The organism is uncultured Methanobrevibacter sp. (assembly GCF_902774605.1).
GTDB lineage: Archaea > Methanobacteriota > Methanobacteria > Methanobacteriales > Methanobacteriaceae > Methanocatella.
The window spans coordinates 36,299-55,324 of the sequence record NZ_CACYJE010000001.1 but is presented as its reverse complement, the minus strand read 5'-3'; the positions used below and the strand labels follow the sequence as shown (position 1 = coordinate 55,324).

Sequence of the window (19,026 nt, the reverse complement as noted above, 5' to 3'; positions counted from 1 at the left end):
AACAAAAGACTGATGATTATCATCATGAATTATGATACCTCGAAGCAATTTTAATGGTGTTTGATTTTATGGAAAAAATAGAAAAAATAAATAGGAAAAATTAATTTCCTATTTAATGGTTATTTTAACTTTCTTGCTTGTTGCCTTATAGGACTTGTTGCCCTTGAACTTGATTACAGCATTGTACTTGCCCTTCTTGGTCAATTTATTGATTTTGAAGGTTGCCTTACCTTTAGCGTTTGTTTTAGCCTTGTAAGTCTTTTTGCCAACCTTGATTGTGACCTGCACTTTCTTGATTGGAGTCTTACCTGATTTCAAGGTAATGGAGTATTTTTTAACCTTTAATGATTTTTTGAAGGTTTTCTTCTTAGCTGTAATCTTGGAAGCCTTCTTAGCAGCGGCCGGCGGTTTTACAGGAGTGTTCTGATTGTTATTGTTGTTGGTGGTTTCCTTGATAATAAATACCATTGTTCTGGAAGAAGCACCATACTTGCCGTCCCCAAAGTAATAAACATTAGCGTTATGGTTACCTGCAGGCATGTTTCCAACATCCAAAACAACCTTACCGTCAACTATCCTGCCAGTGTAGATTTGACCGTCAATTTCAACCAATACTTCACCTGTAGCATCCTTAGGGAAAGGAATATTGATGGATCCGTCATCGTTGCTTTGGGCCTGAGTAGTGTCGCCCATAGGATTGGTCGGGCTAGCTGAAGAAGCATCCTTGACTATCACAATAGTTTTGATTGTGCTTGAATAGTTTCCGTCACCAGGATAATAGACGATTGATGTGTAGTTTCCAGCAGGCAAATCAGCAATATCCAAAACAACCTTGCCATCAATAATTTTACCAGTGTAGTTTTTACCGTCGATAGTTACAATGACATCCCCTGTAGCATCCTTAGGGAAAGGAATTTCAACGGTTCCGTCACCGTTGGTCTTAGCTTCAGTTACATTAGCCAATGGACTGTTAGGGTCTTCCACTGTACTGTCTTTAATGATTATAGTAATGACTTTCTGTGAAGCTGAATAGTTTTCATCACCTGAATAGTTGACAGTGGCTGTGTAGGTACCGTTTGGCAAATCAGTGATGTTTACAATGATTTTACCGTCAACAATCTTGCCAGGATAGACTTTACCAGCGATTGTTACATTAACTTCGCCAGTAGCATCGCTAGGCATTGGGATGACAATTGATCCAGTACCATTGGTGGTTACTTCAGTGATGTCACCCATAGGATTGCTTGAATCAATAACCCTGATTGTTGCTATTTTAGTCAAGCCCTCATATTCAACAGCCAATTCAAAGGTTGTCGGATTAGCTGGCAATGCGATTAAAATATTGGTGGCGCCATTATTCAATGTATGTTCAATCTTTTGATGATTGTACAATATGGTAATTTTACCTTCCAAAGCATTGCCCTTGCCGTCATGAACACTGACTGGAATATTGAGCAGTTTACCGGCGTGGCCGATATATTCATCATTTAATTCAATGACCACTTCAGTGTCATTGGTTTCACTATCATCAGATGCATCTTTAACTGTGATTAGACAGTTTTTAGAAACACCCTTATACATTACAGTTAAATTGTAGGATGTTGGCTCATCCGGCAAAAGCATGACAATGCTAGCGTTACCGTTGTGTAATGTTTCTGTTGTTTCAAAACCAATGTAATAAATGCTTATGTCTCCGCTTAAAGGATTACCTTCACTGTCATATACGCTAATTGGAATAACAATGGTTTTTCCGACATGACCTGATTCAGCCACAGGCAATGTTATGACAGCATCAACAGTTTGACTATTCGGATCAACCACATTTACGAAACAGTGCGCCATTTGAGCATGATAAGCTACGGTTAGCTCAAAGGATGTTTGGTAATTTATAGGGTCAATTACGATAGCTGTTGAACCGTTAACCAATGTTTGAGTAAATTCATTGCCGGCATAATAAACTGCCACATCGCCTTGCAAAGGATTGCCTTCACTGTCAGTTACTTTAACAGGAATTTGAATAACCTTGCCTATGTTTTCGGTTTTTTCATTAGGCAAAGTAATTACCGCTTCAATATGAGCGCCGCGATAAACTACATTGATTAATGAAGTTTCCATATGTCCCTTATATGAAATTACCAATTCAAATGAAGTTTCAGCAGCCGGCAAGGCCATTTCAATATTGGCTTCACCATCAACAAGAGTTAAAGTCATGTCATGGCCATTATATGAAACATGGATATCACCAGTTATTGGATTGCCATCCTTATCAGTGACTTTTACAGGAACTGTCAATGTTTCACCCAAATAACCAATATATGATTCATTAACATTGATTACAACGGATTCATGGACTGTAGGAATAACTGATTCGACAATGCATGATTTAATATTTCCATTATAATTAACAATCAATTCAAATGATGTTTCATAGTCTGGCAATGCAACGCTTATTTCCGCTTCACCAGTGGAATTTAGGGATATGGTTGTTTCTTTTCCATAATATGAAACATGAATATCACCGGTTAACGGTTGGCCATTCTCATCAACTACCTTCACAGGTATTTTAATGGTTTCATTAATGTTTCCGGAAGCGCTGTGAGCTAAATCAATTTGAGCAAATGTATCAACAGTATAATCATGAACATTGATTTTGCAAATAGCATTATATCCCCAATAGGAAACGCCTAAATCGAAAGTGGTTTCATAAACCGGCAATGCTATTACAATATCTGCCTTACCGTTGTTTAATGTGATTGTTTCTTCAATACCATTATAGAATATATGAATGTCACCTTTTAATTGAGTGCCGTTTCCATCATGGATATTTACAGGAACAGTAATTGTTCTTCCGACATATTCATTTTCACTTTCAGGCATTTCAATAATAACCGCAGCAGGTTCATTCGGGTCAAGCACGTTTACTTTGCGAATTTCGATTACATCATCATATTCAACAATTAAATCCAAGGTACGTTTAGTATTAGGTAGACTCATGCTAACAGTTGCCCTACCATTGTCTAGAGGAAGTGTCTTATGATTGCCATTATAATTTATGAAAATGTTTCCAGAAACCGGATGACCTGTAGAATCATGAACATACACTGGTACCTGAATAACTTCACCCAAATACCCGTGAGCATCGTCAAAGTCAATATATACAACATATGGATAGACATTTAAGAATGCAGTTGAAATTTTAGCCTGGGTTGCACTTGTGGTTTTTACACCAATGACTGATCCGTCATCTTCAGGGGTGGCGTTGAACATTACCTCTGCATAATTGTCAACAACTTTGGTTACAATTTCATGAGACCCAACAACGAATATGAATTCCTCAAATGAAAATTTAACTCCTTCATTATTAGATATCGTAGCATATATTTTCATTTCACCTTCACAGACATTGAGAGTTTGATTGTCCAAAATTACAATGTTAAAACCATTGTAATCAATGGCATCTTTAATTACAATTTCAGTTTTATCACTGTTGAAATTATTGCCTTTTATATAATCAAAAGAATAGATAGTTGAAATATAAATGGCAGTGGAAGCGTCCAATGCTACATTATTTTTGAAATTATTGTTTGAAACCTCCCCCCCATAACGAGTATCATAATAAATTCCTCCACCATAATCTGCACTATTCGAATTAAAATTACATCCAGAGACCCAATCTGAATAAAGTGCTCCTCCTTCAGTTGCAACATTGTTTGTAAAATTACTGTTACGTGCGCTGGTAGAGTATCCTGCACCACCTCTAACTGCAGTGTTATCAATAAAATTACAATAATTTAAAGAACCATGATATACTGCACCACCATCGTTAGTAGCGGAATTTCTAGTGAAATTTGAATAGTATATTGATACTGTAGACCAGACTGCTCCACCCTTTTTTGCTTTGTTATTGGTGAAAATAGAATAATATACATCACGAAGGTACCCTCTGATTGCTCCTCCCTCATTAGTAGCAGAATTATCAGTGAATTTACAATCACTTATTTTTGAAGAATAGCTTACACGCACACTCTGCCCATATGAAAAGTCTTCAAGATTCTGGTCTTCAAATTCATGGATATGATTTGAATAAATTGCACCACCATCATTAGTAGCAGAATTATTAATAAAATCCGAATGTTCCAATAAATAATTTTCAACTGAATAAATAGCACCACCCTCTCGAGCAGTGTTATTTATGAAAATACAGTTTTCTATATTAGGAATATTTATACCGAAAGTAAGTATACTAATGGCTCCACCCTTGTCTGTAGCATTATTTAAAAGGAAATAACAATTATTTATATTATATTTAAAATGTTCACAGATATATAAATCTCTGCTATGATCCCCATAATAATATTTTTCAGGATGATAATATGGACTTGAAGGATAATATCCCTCATAATAATAATAACCATTTTCGATTTCATCATGATACCATTTTTCATACTCATAAATATCACCATATGACTCCCAAGTAGGGTCATCATGACGAACTATATGATAAATATGACTAGCCAAATTTAAAGCTCCACCATCATGAGCAGTGTTGTTGATGAATTGACAATCTTCAATTGTTAGATTAGATTGAGCATTAATAGCTGCTCCTGCACCTGTACTTTTACCATTTATAAATTTAATTGATTTTAAAACTACATTGGTTTTATTGAAGACATGCATAATAGAGGACAAACTTTGTGCATCCAATGTTGCCAATTCTTCAGGATTGGATTGTGATCCACCAATAATTGTTATATTCTTCTTAATTTCTATATTTTTCCCATTACCAAGATATGTTTTCCCATCCAAATATATAGTGCTGCCATTTATGGCTCCATCGATTTTAGATTGAACATCTGAAAAACTACCTTCACCTGCAGCCAATTGGTCTTCCCCACTAGACTGCAGTATTTCATTATCTTCAGCACTAATAACTGAAGATTCCACTTCAACAGCATTAATCTCTGGGTCTTCAGAAGACACGGTTAATATTTCAGTATCAACATCATTTATATCGCTTTGCTCGAAAGTCATATCTTTCTGTGCAGCCACGGCACTAACTGAAAATATTAAAGAAAGTAACAAAGCAATAACCAAATATTTATGAATAACTTTCATTTTAATTACCTCTTTTAATCTTTATTAATTTATCAAACTATTGTGATTTTAACCTTCTTAATTGACGCTTTGTATGTTTTATCACCTTTAAACTTAATTACAGCCTTATATTTACCTTTTTTGGTTAATTTTTTAATCTTAAAGGTTGCTTTACCTTTATTGTTAGTTTTAGCCTTGTAAGTTTTCTTTCCTATTTTAATTGTAACTTTAACTTTTTTAATTGGAGTTTTGCCGGATTTTAAGGTAATTGAATATTTTTTAACCTTCTTAGCTCTTTTAAAGGTTTTCTTTTTAGCTGTGATTTTAGATGCTTTTTTATTTACAACAGGCGGTTTGACAGGAGTATTTTGCTGATTGTTATTATTAGTCTCTTTAATAATGAACATGATAGTCCTGGCTGATGCTGAATAATTTCCGCCACCCAAATAGTAAACATTAGCATTATAATTACCGTTTGGCAAGTCTTTAACATCTAAAACTACTTTTCCATCAATAACCTTACCATTATAGTATTTGCCGTCAATGTTAACAACAACATTTCCACTTGCATCATTAGGGAACGGAATACTGATAGAACCATCCTTAGATTCGGTTTCAGTAACATTACCCATTGGATTATCTGGACTGACTGCAGTATTATCTTTAATGACCACAATAGTTTTTGTGGAATTGGTGTAGTTTCCATCCCCTGAATAATATATAATTGATGTGTAATTTCCGGCAGGCAAGTCTTTTATGTCTAAAACCACTTTACCATCAACAATTGTGCCAGTGTAATTTTTACCGTTAATGGTTACAATCACATTACCTGTAGCATCGCTAGGGAATGGAATAACCAATAATCCATCACCATTAGATTCCACATCAGTGATATTGGCTAACGGGTGTTTTGAATCAACGACACCACTATCCTTAATGATAATTGTGACGGTTTTTTCAGAGGCGGAATAGTTTCCATCACCTGAATAGGAAACTACTGCACCATATTCACCATCAGGCAAATCATCAATGTTTACAATCACTTCACCATTGACTACAGTTCCATTATACTCTTTACCGTTAATGTTAACGGTAACATTTCCAGTAGCATCTTTTGGGAATGGAATTACAATGGATGTTCCGTTTGAAGTGATTTCAGTCAAGTCCCCCATAGGGTTATTTGAATCAACTACAATGACACTTGTAATCTTAAAGATTTCTCCATAAATAATAGTTAAATCAAAGGTTGTTGGATTTGAAGGCAAAGTTAAAACAATGTTAGCTTTTCCATTTTTCAAATTAATTTCCCTTTCATTATTATTGTATGTGACAATTAATTCACCATTTAATGGGTTGCCTTTTCCATCATGAACAAATATTGGAATAATCTTTGTTTTTCCAACAGAACCGGTTATATCATCTTCAATTTCGATTACTACTGTAGTATCATTGGTTTCACTAGTATCAGATGCATTTTTAACTGTGATTAAGCAATCTTTAGATGTTTCGCCATAAGCAATTGTTAAATTGAATGTGGTTGGAGTGTCAGGCAAGATTACAGCAACGTCAGCAAGGCCATTCTGTAAAGTTTCTGTAAATTCCTTACCTTCATAGTATATGCCAATTTCTCCCTGCAAAGGTTTTCCTTTTTCATCAAATACTTTAACCGGAATAATGATTGTTTTTCCAACATGCCCAGATTCACTTTCAGGCATGGTAATTACAGGTTTGACAGGATTTGGATCAATAACATCAACGAGGCAATGTGCCTGTTTATCTTTATAAGCTACAGTCACTTCAAATGATGTTGGATGAAGTTGTGAGCTTATAATAATATTGGTATGTCCATTCACTAGTGTTTGAGTTGTTTCCTTATTATTATAATAAATTACCACATCACCCTGCATGTGGTTTCCGTTTTCATCTGTAACATAAACCGGTATCACAATAGTTTTTCCTATGTTCTCGGTTTTAGTTTCAGGCAAATTAATTATTGAATTTACATGAGGCTTGTTATCAACTACATTTACTTGAGTAATTTTTGTGTGTCCATTATAAGAGATTGCGACTTCAAATGAAGTTTCAGTGACTGGTAATCCTATTACTATATCAGCCTTACCATCAGTCAATGTTGCATTTTTCTCATGGTCATTATATTCAATGAAAATCTCACCAGACAAAGGATTTCCATTTTGGTCAACTACACTGACCGGAATTGTTATACTTTTACCTGGTTCGGAAGTGTAAGTATCATTTACATTGATTAGAATTTGAGTAATTTTATTTGGATTAATCACATAAACAAGGCATGACTTAATATTTCCCTTATAATTAACTGTCAATTCAAATGAAGTTTCATGAAGCGGCAAGGATATTGCTATTCCATATTGTCCGGTTGTATTTAAACTTCTTGTTATTTCCTGGTCATTATATGAAATAATGATATCCCCTGTTAATGGATTTTCATCCTGGTCAACGACACTAACTGGAATGATGATTCCTTCACCAATGTTTCCAGTTACATTATGTGGCAAATCAATGCTTGCTTCAATTTCTGAAACCGGGTCAATGACATTTATTGTACAAATCTTACTGGTTCCTTTAAATGATACGCTTAAATCAAATGAAGTTTCATAAACTGGCAAACTAACCAATACATCAGCCTGACCATCAATTAATGGCATTATTCTTGTTTTTCCATTATAAGAAACACTTATATCTCCGATTAATCCGTTTCCTTTACCATCATGTACTGTGATAGGAAGTGTAATTGTTCTTCCAATGTATCCGTTTTCATTTTCCGCCATGTCAATTACAATTGCAGTATCGTCATGAGGATCCATTACATAAACCTTACGCACTTTAACTTCGCCATCACATTCGACAGCTAAATTAAAACTGGTTTTTTCAAGCGGTAAACTGATTAACACATGCGCTATACCATTATATGAAACTAATTCTTTTTCATGACCGTTATAACTGGCTATTATAGTTTTTTCCAATGGATGGCCCGATGCATCATTCACATAAACGGGAACCTTAACTGCTGTACCCATAGCTCCTGTGTAATCTTCAAAATCGAAAACAACTGAAAATGGAATAATCTCCAATTTACCGGTGTAAACATTTTTATAATCAGTGGTATTTACACTTACAATCTTGCCGTTGTCATTTGCAATTGTTGCCTGATAATCGATTTCAGCAACACTGTCCAATACTCTTGTTACAAATTCCTCATCACCTACAAGGAATCTGAACTCTCTTGTAGATATCCTATTTCCTTCATCATCAGTTACTAAAGCATATATTTTAATATTACCTTCACAGAACTGGACTGTAGTACCATCCAAAATATAGGTGTACAATCCTGTTACAGGCTTGTCAAAGTAAATTTCAGTTTTATCACTGTTTACGATATTTTCACTGAAATCAACATTCACTGAATTTAATTCCTCTATTGTGGTAATAAACATTGAATGTGAATTATAATAAGGAGCATAGTTATTTGTAAATTCATTGTTTGAAATATTGATTGTCATGAAACTTTTAATATTCAATGCTCCACCATAGAAAGTAGCAACATTGTCAATGAATTTGGAACCTGTGATATTGATAAAATCTCCATAGATAGCTCCCCCTTCAACAGCACTGTTATTAATAAAAATAGAATTATTAATTACATTTGTTACAACATATTTTCCATATTTAGGACTGTAATAAGTTGATTGAGTATGATATATGGCACCACCAAAATGAGCAGAATTTCCAATAAATGTACAGTCCTGAATATTTGCACCATATCCTAAAGAAATCGCACCACCATAATTAGCAGTGTTGTTTTCAAATAAACAGTTCCTGAAAGTCTTTTTACCATAGTCCCTAGGATTATCCATACTAGTCGTATGAGTTTTAGGCGAATTAGTTACATCTACAATGCTACCATATCGACGAGTATTGTTTATAAAATATGAATTTAAAACATTTAAATTATAAATAGGAGAGTAGGAATATCCACCGTAATAATAATAATCTTCAAACCGTATACAATCTTTAAATAATATTGCCTGAGAATTGTTAATAAAATAACAGTTATTAATGTTTAAATGACATGCCGCTCTAATAGCCACATCAGCATTAGTAAATATTATTGAATCCAATGTAACAGCACAATTCCAATCACTGTCATAATAATCATAATAAAAATAAGTATTTTCATTATTTGAAATTGACAATATAGAACTCAATCCTCTAGCATCTAATGTTGCATATTTTCCATCACCTAAACTAGATCCACCAACTATAGTTAAGTTTTTTTGCTGAAAATAAATACGATCTCCATTAGAAACATAATTTGAACCGTTCAAATAGATAGTGTCACCGTTTTTAGCATTGTCAATTGCTTTACTGATTACAGAAAAATTAGCTGGCTCATCAGCAGCCAATTGATCTTTTTCACTAGCTTTTAAAATTACATCATCATCTTCAGCAGCGTTAACTGAAGATTCTTCTTCGACAGAGTTAACCTCCAGAGTTTCCTCAGCAGGTGCATTTAGCGTTTCATCTGAAACTTCCCCCATATTGCCTTGCTCGAAAGTCATATTTTCCTCGATGTCCTGTGCAGCGACTGCACTTACGGAAAATATTAAAGAAAGTAGCAAAACAATAACAAAAATCTTGTGTATTACTTTCATTTTAATACCTCTTTTTAAAATTTTTTTATCAATAAAATAGAAAAGCACAATAAATAGTCATAATAGTTTTTATCAATTGTATATAATATTGTGAATATTTATACGTGAACGCCTATTTTAGTTACATAATATTAATATTATGCAATTATACAACCACTAAAATTATAAATTCCAGCAGTTAATTTACACATAACTAAGTTATCATATATAAACTTATACGATTAAACAAAAAAATTAACTTAATATTTCATTATTGAATAATTATCACGAAAAAATTATACAATTTACTAATACAAAAAATATTTAACAACATTCAAATATAACATTGACATAAAAATAACATTCAAAAAAATTCAAGGACGCTTAATCAAAACTGAATATATTCTAAAAATTCCCGAACACTGAAAAATGATAAGAAAAAATATATTGTAAAAAATAGAATAAAAAAAGTAACACGAAAATATCATATTAGATACCTCATCACTTAAATTTATCCAAAAAACGATCAACACGATAAAATATACATCCAAAAAAAATACACTCTAAGTTTAATAGTATACAAAACATATCAGATAAATCAATATATTTTAATTGTAAAAATCACATATATATTATTATATGACCACACTAGAAAAAATGAAAATCCTAACAGATTCCGCACAATATGACTTATGCGACTACGTAAGCCATAACAAATCATCACAGGTGAACCTCCCAGGAATCTATGAGGCAACAGGTCATAACGGATGCAAGATCCCGCTTTTCAAGACATTGCTGACCAACAAGTGCAAAAACGATTGCAAGTACTGCATCAACCAATCACGCAGAAACTTCACAAGACTTGAAATGTCACCGGAAGCACTTGCAAAGGCATTCCTCGGATACTATAATAGGGGACTGGTGAACGGACTGTTTTTAAGTTCAGGAATATCAGGTGATGTGGACTCCACAATGGAGAAGGAAATAGAAACCGTGCATCTTTTAAGAAACAAGTACGGGTATGATGACTACATTCACCTTAAAGTCGTTCCAGGGGCAAGTCGTGACTCGATTAAAAGGGCGATGTCGCTGGCGAATCGCGTTAGCATTAACATTGAAGCCGCAACACCATCCGGCCTTGCGGAGCTCTCATCAACCAAGGATTATAACAAGGACATACTGAAAAGATTGTCCTGGCTTAACCGGTATCAGAACAAGAGCACCACATATCCGAATTTCACCCACACCACACAGCTGATTGTTGGTGCGAATGATGAAACGGACAGGGAAATATTGAGTAGAATGGAGAAAATATACAAGAAATCCGATTTGAAAAGAACATACTTTTCAGCATTCACTCCAATAGATGAAACTGAATTTGAAAACAAGCAGGCCTGCTCAACTGATAGGACGGCTAAGCTCTATAATGCCGATAGTTTGATTAATGATTATCATTATGATGTCAAGGAATTGGTGTTTGATGAAAACGATAGGCTGTCACTTGACCAGGACCCGAAGATTTTGGCTGCGAAAAACATGAATATATTCCCGGTAGAAATAAACTCGGCACCCTTTGTGGAGTTGATCCGTGTTCCGGGTATTGGTATAAAATCAGCGCATCAAATAATATCTATCCGGAAAAAAATGCCATTCTCCAATAAAGAACAGTTGAGAAAATTGGGTGTTGTTGTGGATAGGGCTGAGCCATATATTAAATTGAGTGGTGAATATCAAACCACTTTTGATTTCTAGGAAGCATGCTTCAATAATTAGTGATTGAGGGAACTTTTTTTCATCATTTTATATTGTAGAATTGAAATAAACAATATATAAAAAATAGAATATAATCGGTTTTTGTAAAATATACAGAGGATGGTTTCAAGTGTAAAAATAGTGTCAGTATATTTTCAAGTGTAAAAAATATATTGTCAAAAAAAGAGAGTATAATATATTATAAGTCTTCAAACAATGCCCAAATCTCAGGGTATTTCTTGGCGACAGCCTCTTCAATCAAGACGGATGCTTCCTTGGATATGCTGAATTCAGGTTCGGTTTTTCTCAAATACCTGAACACTGCAGATGATCTTGAAGACCATAATGTGATTCTTGGGTTTTTATCCACAATTTCCTTTACTTCATCTACATGTTCCTGTTGGATTTTGATTTCTTGTGATGTTTGTACAGTTTCTTCGCTATCTTTATCGCCAGGTATGTCTTTGGATGGGTCATCATCATCTTGACTTTCCTCTTTCGGCTCCTCTTCTTCTGGAACATTTTCCTCAACCTCTTCTTCCTCATCATCTGAAGGGGACTCTTCCTCTGGAGTTTCCTCTTCTTTTACTTGCTCATCTTCTTTTTTGGATTCAATGTCTTCTATGACTTCCTCAACAGTCTCTTCCTCTTCGCCTTTCAGCATGTCCTCCAGGGATTGCGGGGAGTTGCTGTCAAAGTTTTCATCATAGATGTTGGGAATTAAGGAATCCAATCCTTTTCCAAGTCCTTTCCTAGCCATTATACATCCTCTCCGTCTCGTTTGAGGATTTCCTTAGCCAGTTTTAGATATGCTTTTGTTCCGGTGCTGTCCGGATCATATATGAGACATGGCTTTCCGAAACTTGGCGCTTCAGCCAGCCTGATGTTTCTTGGAATGATTGTCTTGAAGAGAAGGTCTGATTCTCCGAAGTAGTTTTTCAATTCCTTGTGGACGTCTTTGCTTAGCCTTGTTCTTTTATCAAATAGGGTTAGGAGAATTCCTTTGATGGGTGTTGGGCTTCTGAGTCTGTTTTCGACTAGTTTTATTGTATTAATTAAATCGGCAACTCCTTCCAGGGCATAATACTCAGCTTGGATAGGTATGAGTACGCTATCGGAAGCTACTAATGCATTGACTGTTATGACACCTAGTGAAGGAGGCAAATCAATGAATATGTAGTCGAATAATGGGACTACATCTTTAAGAGTTTCTTTTAGTATTATGTGGTAATTTTCGCGTTTAGATAACTCCATTCCTGCACCACTGAGGGATATATTACTTGGGATAATAAACAAATTTTTTATAAACGTAGGAATTGTTGCTTTTTTAACATTTATATCCCCTATGATAGCATCATAGATTGTATTTTCTATCTTAGTCTTGTCGATGCCAAAACTTGTTGTGGCATTGGCTTGTGGATCCATGTCCACGACCAAAACAGATTTACCCATTACTGCTAAGGATGTTGCAGTATTCACAACGGTTGTTGTTTTACCGCAGCCTCCTTTTTGATTCATCACCGCTATTACTTCACTCATTAAAGAATTCTCCTTATATCTGATAAGTTTTAAGTTATCAGTTATGAATTATAACTTAAAAACTCAAAGTTCTAAAGAATAACTTTTAAGTTATTCAGTATAAGTTAAAAGGATTAAGTTATCTCTTTTAAATTAAAACTTAAAGGAAATAACTTATCAGTTCTAACTTCTAAGGGATAGGAAATAAGTTTTAAGTTAAAACTTCTAAATTATAAAAAATAAGTTTTAAGAAATAACTTATCATAACTAACTTTTAACAAATAAGTTATATTTTATAACTTCTATCTTATAAATTATTCGTTTTCACATATAAGTTATTCGTTAGCACTTGCAAGTTATAGGTTATATGATATAAGTTACAAGTTATAAGTTATAAGTAAAATCATTTAATGCATGATCAAGCAACTTGAAGAGGCAAAAATGAAAGCATGATATAATCAATCAAATCATCAATTTAATCAACATGAAAACTGAAAGTCTTATCATTCTAAAAATTATAGGGATATGTTTCAAATGTAAAGCATTATGCCACACTAGGCTAAAACCAGGGAGTATCAATTGTTTAAAAAAAATTGTTAAAAGTTATAAGTTATAACTTATAACTAAATTGGTCTAAAAAAAATAAATGAAGGATTATTTTGCGTTTTGCATTGTTCCTTCAAAATAGCTTGCATATCCCTTCAAGTCAAGCATTCCATGACCAGAGAAGTTCATGACAATGGTTTTTTCCTCGCCTGTCTCCTTGCACTTCAATGCCTCATCGATTGTGGCCTTGATTGCGTGTGTGGTTTCAGGTGCAGGAACGATTCCCTGGTTGCGCGCGAATGTTATGCCTGCCTCGAAACAATCCCTTTGATGAACTGACCTTGGCTCGATGTAGCCTTCCTTGGTCAGGAGTGAAACTATAGGTGACATTCCATGGTATCTCAATCCGCCGGCGTGCACTGACGGTGCTACGAAGTCATGGCCCAGTGTGAACATCTTGAGCATTGGAGTGAATCCGTTGGAGTCTCCGAAGTCATAGTCATACCTTCCTTCTGTCAATGTTGGGCATGCGCTTGGCTCGACTGCTATGAATTTGGTGTCTGAGTTTCCGTCAATCTTGTCCTTGATGAATGGGAAGAGTGATCCTGCAAGGTTACTTCCTCCTCCTGCACATGCAATCATCACGTCCGGCTCCTCTTCAGCAATCTCCAGTTGTGTCTTCATTTCCTGGCCGATTACTGTCTGGTGAAGCATGACATGGTTCAATACGCTTCCAAGGGAGTATTTGACCTCATCGTTTTCCAATGCCTCTTCCATTGCCTCAGATATTGCTACACCGAGGGAGCCTGGGTGTTCTGGGTTTTCCTTAAGGACCTGACGGCCGACCTTGGTGTTTTCGCTTGGGGATGCGTAGACGTTGCTGTCGTAGATGTGCATTATGTTTTTGCGGTCAGGCTTTTGGTTGAATGACACCTTAACCATATATACTGTACATTCAATGTCAAGCAGATTACATGCGAGTGACAATGCGGTACCCCATTGGCCCGCTCCGGTTTCGGTGGTGAGCCTTTCGACACCTTCCTTTTTGGCGAAGTATGCCTGTGGAATTGCTGAGTTTAATTTATGTGATCCGGTTGGGGATGAGTCTTCCCTTTTGAAGTATATCTTGGCTGGGGTGTTGAGGTATTCCTCGAGCTTGTTTGCCCTAACCAGTGGGGATGGCCTTCCCATTTCCATGTATAATTCTCTTACTTCCTTTGGTATTGTAATGTATCTGTCTGTTGCGAATTCCTGTTCCAGTCCTGCTTTAGTGAATGCAAGTTGTAGTGATGCTATTTGGTCCTTGCCTTCACTGTTTTTAGGTGCAGGCAGAGGAACCGGTAAGTCTGCCAGCATGTTGTACCAGGTCTTTGGCACTTCATCTGATGATAATTCTATTTTGTAAGTCATGTATAATAATATCATTAATGTACTATTTAAAACTTTGTTGTACAAAAATGTACACTTAATTATTATTATATATTATAAAAAACAATTTAACAAATATGAGAATTTTAGCAATAGATGTTGGAACCGGAACACAGGACATCATGATATACGACACGGAAAAGGAACTTGAAAACTCAATCAAGCTGGTGCTGCCCTCACCGCACCTCTACATCTCCCAAATGATAAGGGAATGTGAAAACGACATTTACTTTGACGGGGACATCATGGGCGGGGGAAAGATAAAGAACACCATCCTCGAGCATATGGAAAAGGGATACAGGGTGGTTATGGAACCGACATGCGCTAAAACAATAAGGGACGACCTCGAGCAGGTCAAGTCATTCGGCATTGAAATAGCCGACAATAAAGAAAGCTATGAATCATTCACAAGAATAACCCTTGGAGACATAAACATCACAAAGCTCAGCGAGTTCCTGCTGGGCTATGACCTTGAATTCGATTTCGATGAGATTGCTATCGCCGTTCAGGACCACGGATACAGCCCCGACATGGGCGACCGTGACTTCAGGTTTGAAAAGATACGCGAGAAGGTTCAAAAACCCATCTCACCATTGGAGTTCGGATTCAGGGATGACACCTTGCCGGATTACTTTACAAGAATGCAGGCGGTAAGAAGGCAGGTGGCAAATGAGGGAATAGATGAATTGCCTCTTGTTATGGACACCAAGTTCGCATCCATTGCGGGAATGTGCTATGATGAGATAGCTGAAAAGTTAAACAGTTATATAGTCATCGACATCGGAAACGGCCACACCACCGCCGCATCCATTGAGGGCGGAAAGATACAGGGGGTCTTCGAGCATCACACCTCAAGCCTCACAGGCGAGTCACTTGAAAGGTACATCAAAAGGCTGGCTTCAGGCGAGATAACACATGAGGAGGTCTACAATGACCACGGACACGGAGCCCATGTGCTGAACCCGATAAGTGAAATTGAAAAGGTGATCGTGAGCGGCCCTAAAAGGGAGCTTATTGAAAAGACCAATCTTGACTGGCATCACGCCGCTCCGGGAGGAGATGTGATGATGACAGGCACAGTGGGACTTATAAAGACAATGCAGGGATAGATTCAAATGCTTAAAATGGACTCACACATTCACAGTGAATACTCACCGGATTCACATTCGAAAATAGATGACATACTTGATGTTGCAAGAAGCAGGAACGTTGACATCATCGCCATCAGCGACCACAATACCGTCGACGGAACAAGTGAAGTAATGCGAAAAACAAGAAACACAGATATACTGGCGATTCCATCAATAGAGATTTCATCAAGCAATGGCCATATCCTTGGTTTTGGGTGTGAGGAAAACATACCTCGCGGACTTTCACCCGAGGATACTATCGACAGAATCCATGATTTGGGGGGTCTTGCAATAGTTCCCCATCCGTACTGCTTTTACCGTCACGGACTCCTGTGCAAAAGCGACTACAATGACCTTAAAATAGATGCCCTAGAGACCAGAAACGCCCGGTTCATCGTGGGGTACTGCAACAACAAGGCTAAAAACCTGGCGATTAGAGAAAACATCCCTACACTTGGTGCAAGCGACGCACATTACTGGAAGTTCGTCGGCGACTGCTACAGCATGATAGACTGTGAAAAAGATATTGACAGTGTATTTAAAGCAATATTAAAAAATAAAGTAGAGGCTCATGGAAAGGGAACATCGAACATATTGCTTTCTAAGTACCTTTTTGAAAAAAATCTTTTAAAGAAATTTGATTAAAAAGAGTCGTCGCTCTTTTCAATTAAAATTTCTATTATAGAAACGTTGGTTTTTTCGTTGTTATAGTTTTCAATTTCCTCAGTGGAAATTCTTATATCCGTAACATCTGATTCTGGTACAAACCTGTTTCTAACTATTTCTGCAGCATCGACTGCACGACTAATAGCTTTTCCCCTTGCTCTAAGTAGCACACTATCTGAGCCTTCATTAAACTGTGTTACAACAGCCAATACATAATTCATAACAGGCTTACTACCTACAAAAATTGTATTATTTTCCATATTAAACTCACCATTATAGAATTTATAAATCAATGTATATAAAATTTTACATAAATTTTGAAATCATTCCCATATAATTAAGAAAAAAAATTAAAAAATGATTAAATAAAATGAAATAAATTATACAAAATAATATCAATTAAATATATATTAAATAAATGATAAAAAATTTAAAAATAATTAAAAATATGTAAAATTAATTTGACCGTTGGATTAATAACAGCTTATTGATGGAATCGAGAACTGCCTTGATACTTGCCATCACAATGTCCTGATCGGTCGACCTTCCCCTGGAGCGGTTGCCCATGGAATCGGATGATATCACAAACACCTCAGCCAAAGCATCAGTACCGCCTGTGATTGCCTCAAGATTATACTCCTCAAGCTCCATGTCAATCTCACCTTTCAGCAAGTCACGAATAGCATTCAATGACGCGTCAATAGGACCCACGCCAGTGGAAGCGGTTTCCTTTTCAACGCCATCAATCTCGAGCCTGACAGTGGCGGTCGGTGAAACTCCTCCCCCGGAAGAGAGGCCCAAGCCCTTAAGTACAATAGGAGTCTCCCTAGCTGAAGCCAGCTCGGTGACCGCAATAGCAATCAGGTCATCATCGGTGACGCACTTGCCGCTGTCTCCCAGGGACTTGATTTCACTGAAAACCCTGTCGAACTGGTCAGCGTCCAAGTCAATGTGATACTCCTTAAGCTTTGATTTCAAGGCATTGGCGCCTGTGTGCTTTCCAAGAACGATGCGGCGGGAATGTCCAACCATCTCTGGTGACATCGGCTCATAGGTGGATGCGTTGTTGAGGATTCCATGAACATGAATTCCGGACTCATGTGCAAAGGCATTGTCCCCGACGATAGGCTTGTTGACTGGCATCTTTACCCCTGTCAGGCGGCCGACCAATGTGGAGAGGCTATATAATCTGGTGGTGTCCAGGCCCAAATCAAACCCGTAGGCGGACTTGAGGGTCATCACCAATTCCTCAAGAGAACAGTTTCCTGTACGCTCACCCAAGCCGTTGACGGTGACATGGGCCTGGTTGGCTCCGCACTCGATTGCTGTCAATGTGTTGGCGGTTGCAAGACCGAAGTCATTGTGGAAATGAACGCTTATGGGAACCTGGAAATTGTCCTTAATGTCGCTTACTAGGTCACGTGTCAAAACCGGAGTGAGAATGCCTACAGTGTCTGGAACATCAAGGAAATCAGCGCCAGCACCAACAACCTCATCAAAGACCCTAAACAAGTAATCCCTTTCGGTGCGGGTGGCGTCCTCGGCTGAAAACTCGACTGTCAAGCCATGGTCCTTGGCATACTCCACTGAATCAGCAGCCCTGGAGACTATCTCATCCATGCTCATCTTGAGCTTGTAGTCACGATGCAATGGGGAAGTGCCTATGAAAAGATGAACATAATCCAGATTGGAATCGATTAACTTATCAATGTCCCCTTTAAGTGATCTTGAAAGGCCAACAATGGTTGAATCCAAATCCATGGCCCTGATTTTACGTGCGGATTCCATTTCACCCTGTGAAGATGCCGGAAAGCCCACTTCAATCTTGTCGACTCCAAGGTTATTGAGCTTTTGAGCAATCTGTATCTTATCCTCAACAGTCAAGGCCACTCCGGGAGTCTGCTCGCCATCCCTTAGGGTGGTGTCAAAAATATATATCTTTTCGGCCAAATTCAATTGTTCATTCTTGATATTATCTATGGTTCTCATTGCATCACCGTCTTTTAACATTCTATTTAAACCCTATCATATTTAAATTTATATTGATAACCCGGAAAAATCAATATTGATTTTGCTTTAAAATGCTTATTTTTTTAATATATTAACATAAATATTGTTTTAGAGTTGTTAAAAGTTTATATATGCTTCAATCAAATTATAATATAAGCTAGCCTAGACATTTGAAGATTTCGAAATCTCAAAAAAAAATTAAAATTTTGAGG

At 36.6% G+C, this 19,026-nt stretch carries 10 protein-coding genes; 3 read left to right on the top strand and 7 right to left on the bottom strand.

The window, feature by feature from the left end; translation table 11 throughout:
• Positions 1-108: 108 nt before the first annotated feature.
• Together QZU77_RS00225 and QZU77_RS00220 are read right to left on the bottom strand one after the other, a co-directional pair.
• Positions 109-5,082, bottom strand: coding sequence for a hypothetical protein (locus QZU77_RS00225; RefSeq protein WP_295598222.1), 4,974 nt, complete (start codon positions 5,080-5,082; stop codon positions 109-111).
• Positions 5,083-5,147: 65 nt separating this feature from the next.
• Positions 5,148-9,785 (bottom strand): Ig-like domain-containing protein, encoded by a 4,638-nt coding sequence (locus QZU77_RS00220; RefSeq protein WP_295598219.1) that lies wholly within the window; start codon positions 9,783-9,785, stop codon positions 5,148-5,150.
• A 618-nt stretch (positions 9,786-10,403) separates the two neighbouring features.
• On the opposite strand from QZU77_RS00220, the gene QZU77_RS00215 reads away from it, so the two are divergent.
• Complete coding sequence (locus QZU77_RS00215) at positions 10,404-11,516, top strand: radical SAM protein (protein ID WP_295598216.1); 1,113 nt, start codon at positions 10,404-10,406, stop codon at positions 11,514-11,516.
• A 199-nt stretch (positions 11,517-11,715) separates the two neighbouring features.
• Here QZU77_RS00215 and QZU77_RS00210 read toward each other — a convergent pair whose 3' ends face one another.
• The 3 genes from QZU77_RS00210 to QZU77_RS00200 form a co-directional block, all read right to left on the bottom strand.
• Positions 11,716-12,276, bottom strand: a complete 561-nt coding sequence (locus tag QZU77_RS00210) for an AAA family ATPase (protein ID WP_295598213.1) — start codon at positions 12,274-12,276, stop codon at positions 11,716-11,718.
• Entirely contained in the window at positions 12,276-13,055 is a 780-nt protein-coding gene (locus QZU77_RS00205; RefSeq protein WP_295598210.1) for a ParA family protein, read from the bottom strand. Before QZU77_RS00205 ends, QZU77_RS00210 begins: the two co-directional genes overlap by 1 nt.
• Before the next feature lie 633 nt (positions 13,056-13,688).
• On the bottom strand, positions 13,689-14,990 hold the full coding sequence (locus QZU77_RS00200; RefSeq protein WP_295598207.1) for a TrpB-like pyridoxal phosphate-dependent enzyme: 1,302 nt from the start codon (positions 14,988-14,990) through the stop codon (positions 13,689-13,691).
• 95 nt (positions 14,991-15,085) lie between these two features.
• Here QZU77_RS00200 and QZU77_RS00195 point away from each other — a divergent pair, with 95 nt between their 5' ends.
• Together QZU77_RS00195 and QZU77_RS00190 are read left to right on the top strand one after the other, a co-directional pair.
• Complete coding sequence (locus QZU77_RS00195) at positions 15,086-16,117, top strand: DUF1786 domain-containing protein (protein WP_295598205.1); 1,032 nt, start codon at positions 15,086-15,088, stop codon at positions 16,115-16,117.
• Between the two features lie 6 nt (positions 16,118-16,123).
• On the top strand, positions 16,124-16,783 hold the full coding sequence (locus tag QZU77_RS00190) for a PHP domain-containing protein (RefSeq protein WP_295598202.1): 660 nt from the start codon (positions 16,124-16,126) through the stop codon (positions 16,781-16,783).
• Here QZU77_RS00190 and albA read toward each other — a convergent pair.
• Positions 16,780-17,064 carry a DNA-binding protein Alba gene (gene albA, locus QZU77_RS00185; RefSeq protein WP_295598199.1) on the bottom strand — a complete coding sequence of 95 codons (285 nt, stop codon included), beginning with the start codon at positions 17,062-17,064 and terminating at the stop codon, positions 16,780-16,782. The genes QZU77_RS00190 and albA overlap by 4 nt on opposite strands.
• 196 nt (positions 17,065-17,260) lie before the next feature.
• Positions 17,261-18,793 (bottom strand): 2-isopropylmalate synthase, encoded by a 1,533-nt coding sequence (locus QZU77_RS00180; protein WP_295598197.1) that lies wholly within the window; start codon positions 18,791-18,793, stop codon positions 17,261-17,263.
• Positions 18,794-19,026 lie beyond the last annotated feature (233 nt).

What these genes read in the sequence shown, in the direction of transcription:
- QZU77_RS00190 (WP_295598202.1), top strand. Translation starts at nt 16,124, where the DNA reads ATGCTTAAAATGGACTCACACATTCACAGTGAATACTCACCGGATTCA.
- QZU77_RS00180 (WP_295598197.1), bottom strand. Translation starts at nt 18,793, where the DNA reads ATGAGAACCATAGATAATATCAAGAATGAACAATTGAATTTGGCCGAA.
- QZU77_RS00200 (WP_295598207.1), bottom strand. Translation starts at nt 14,990, where the DNA reads ATGACTTACAAAATAGAATTATCATCAGATGAAGTGCCAAAGACCTGG.
- QZU77_RS00210 (WP_295598213.1), bottom strand. Translation starts at nt 12,276, where the DNA reads ATGGCTAGGAAAGGACTTGGAAAAGGATTGGATTCCTTAATTCCCAAC.
- QZU77_RS00220 (WP_295598219.1), bottom strand. Translation starts at nt 9,785, where the DNA reads ATGAAAGTAATACACAAGATTTTTGTTATTGTTTTGCTACTTTCTTTA.
- albA (WP_295598199.1), bottom strand. Translation starts at nt 17,064, where the DNA reads ATGGAAAATAATACAATTTTTGTAGGTAGTAAGCCTGTTATGAATTAT.
- QZU77_RS00205 (WP_295598210.1), bottom strand. Translation starts at nt 13,055, where the DNA reads ATGAGTGAAGTAATAGCGGTGATGAATCAAAAAGGAGGCTGCGGTAAA.
- QZU77_RS00195 (WP_295598205.1), top strand. Translation starts at nt 15,086, where the DNA reads ATGAGAATTTTAGCAATAGATGTTGGAACCGGAACACAGGACATCATG.
- QZU77_RS00215 (WP_295598216.1), top strand. Translation starts at nt 10,404, where the DNA reads ATGACCACACTAGAAAAAATGAAAATCCTAACAGATTCCGCACAATAT.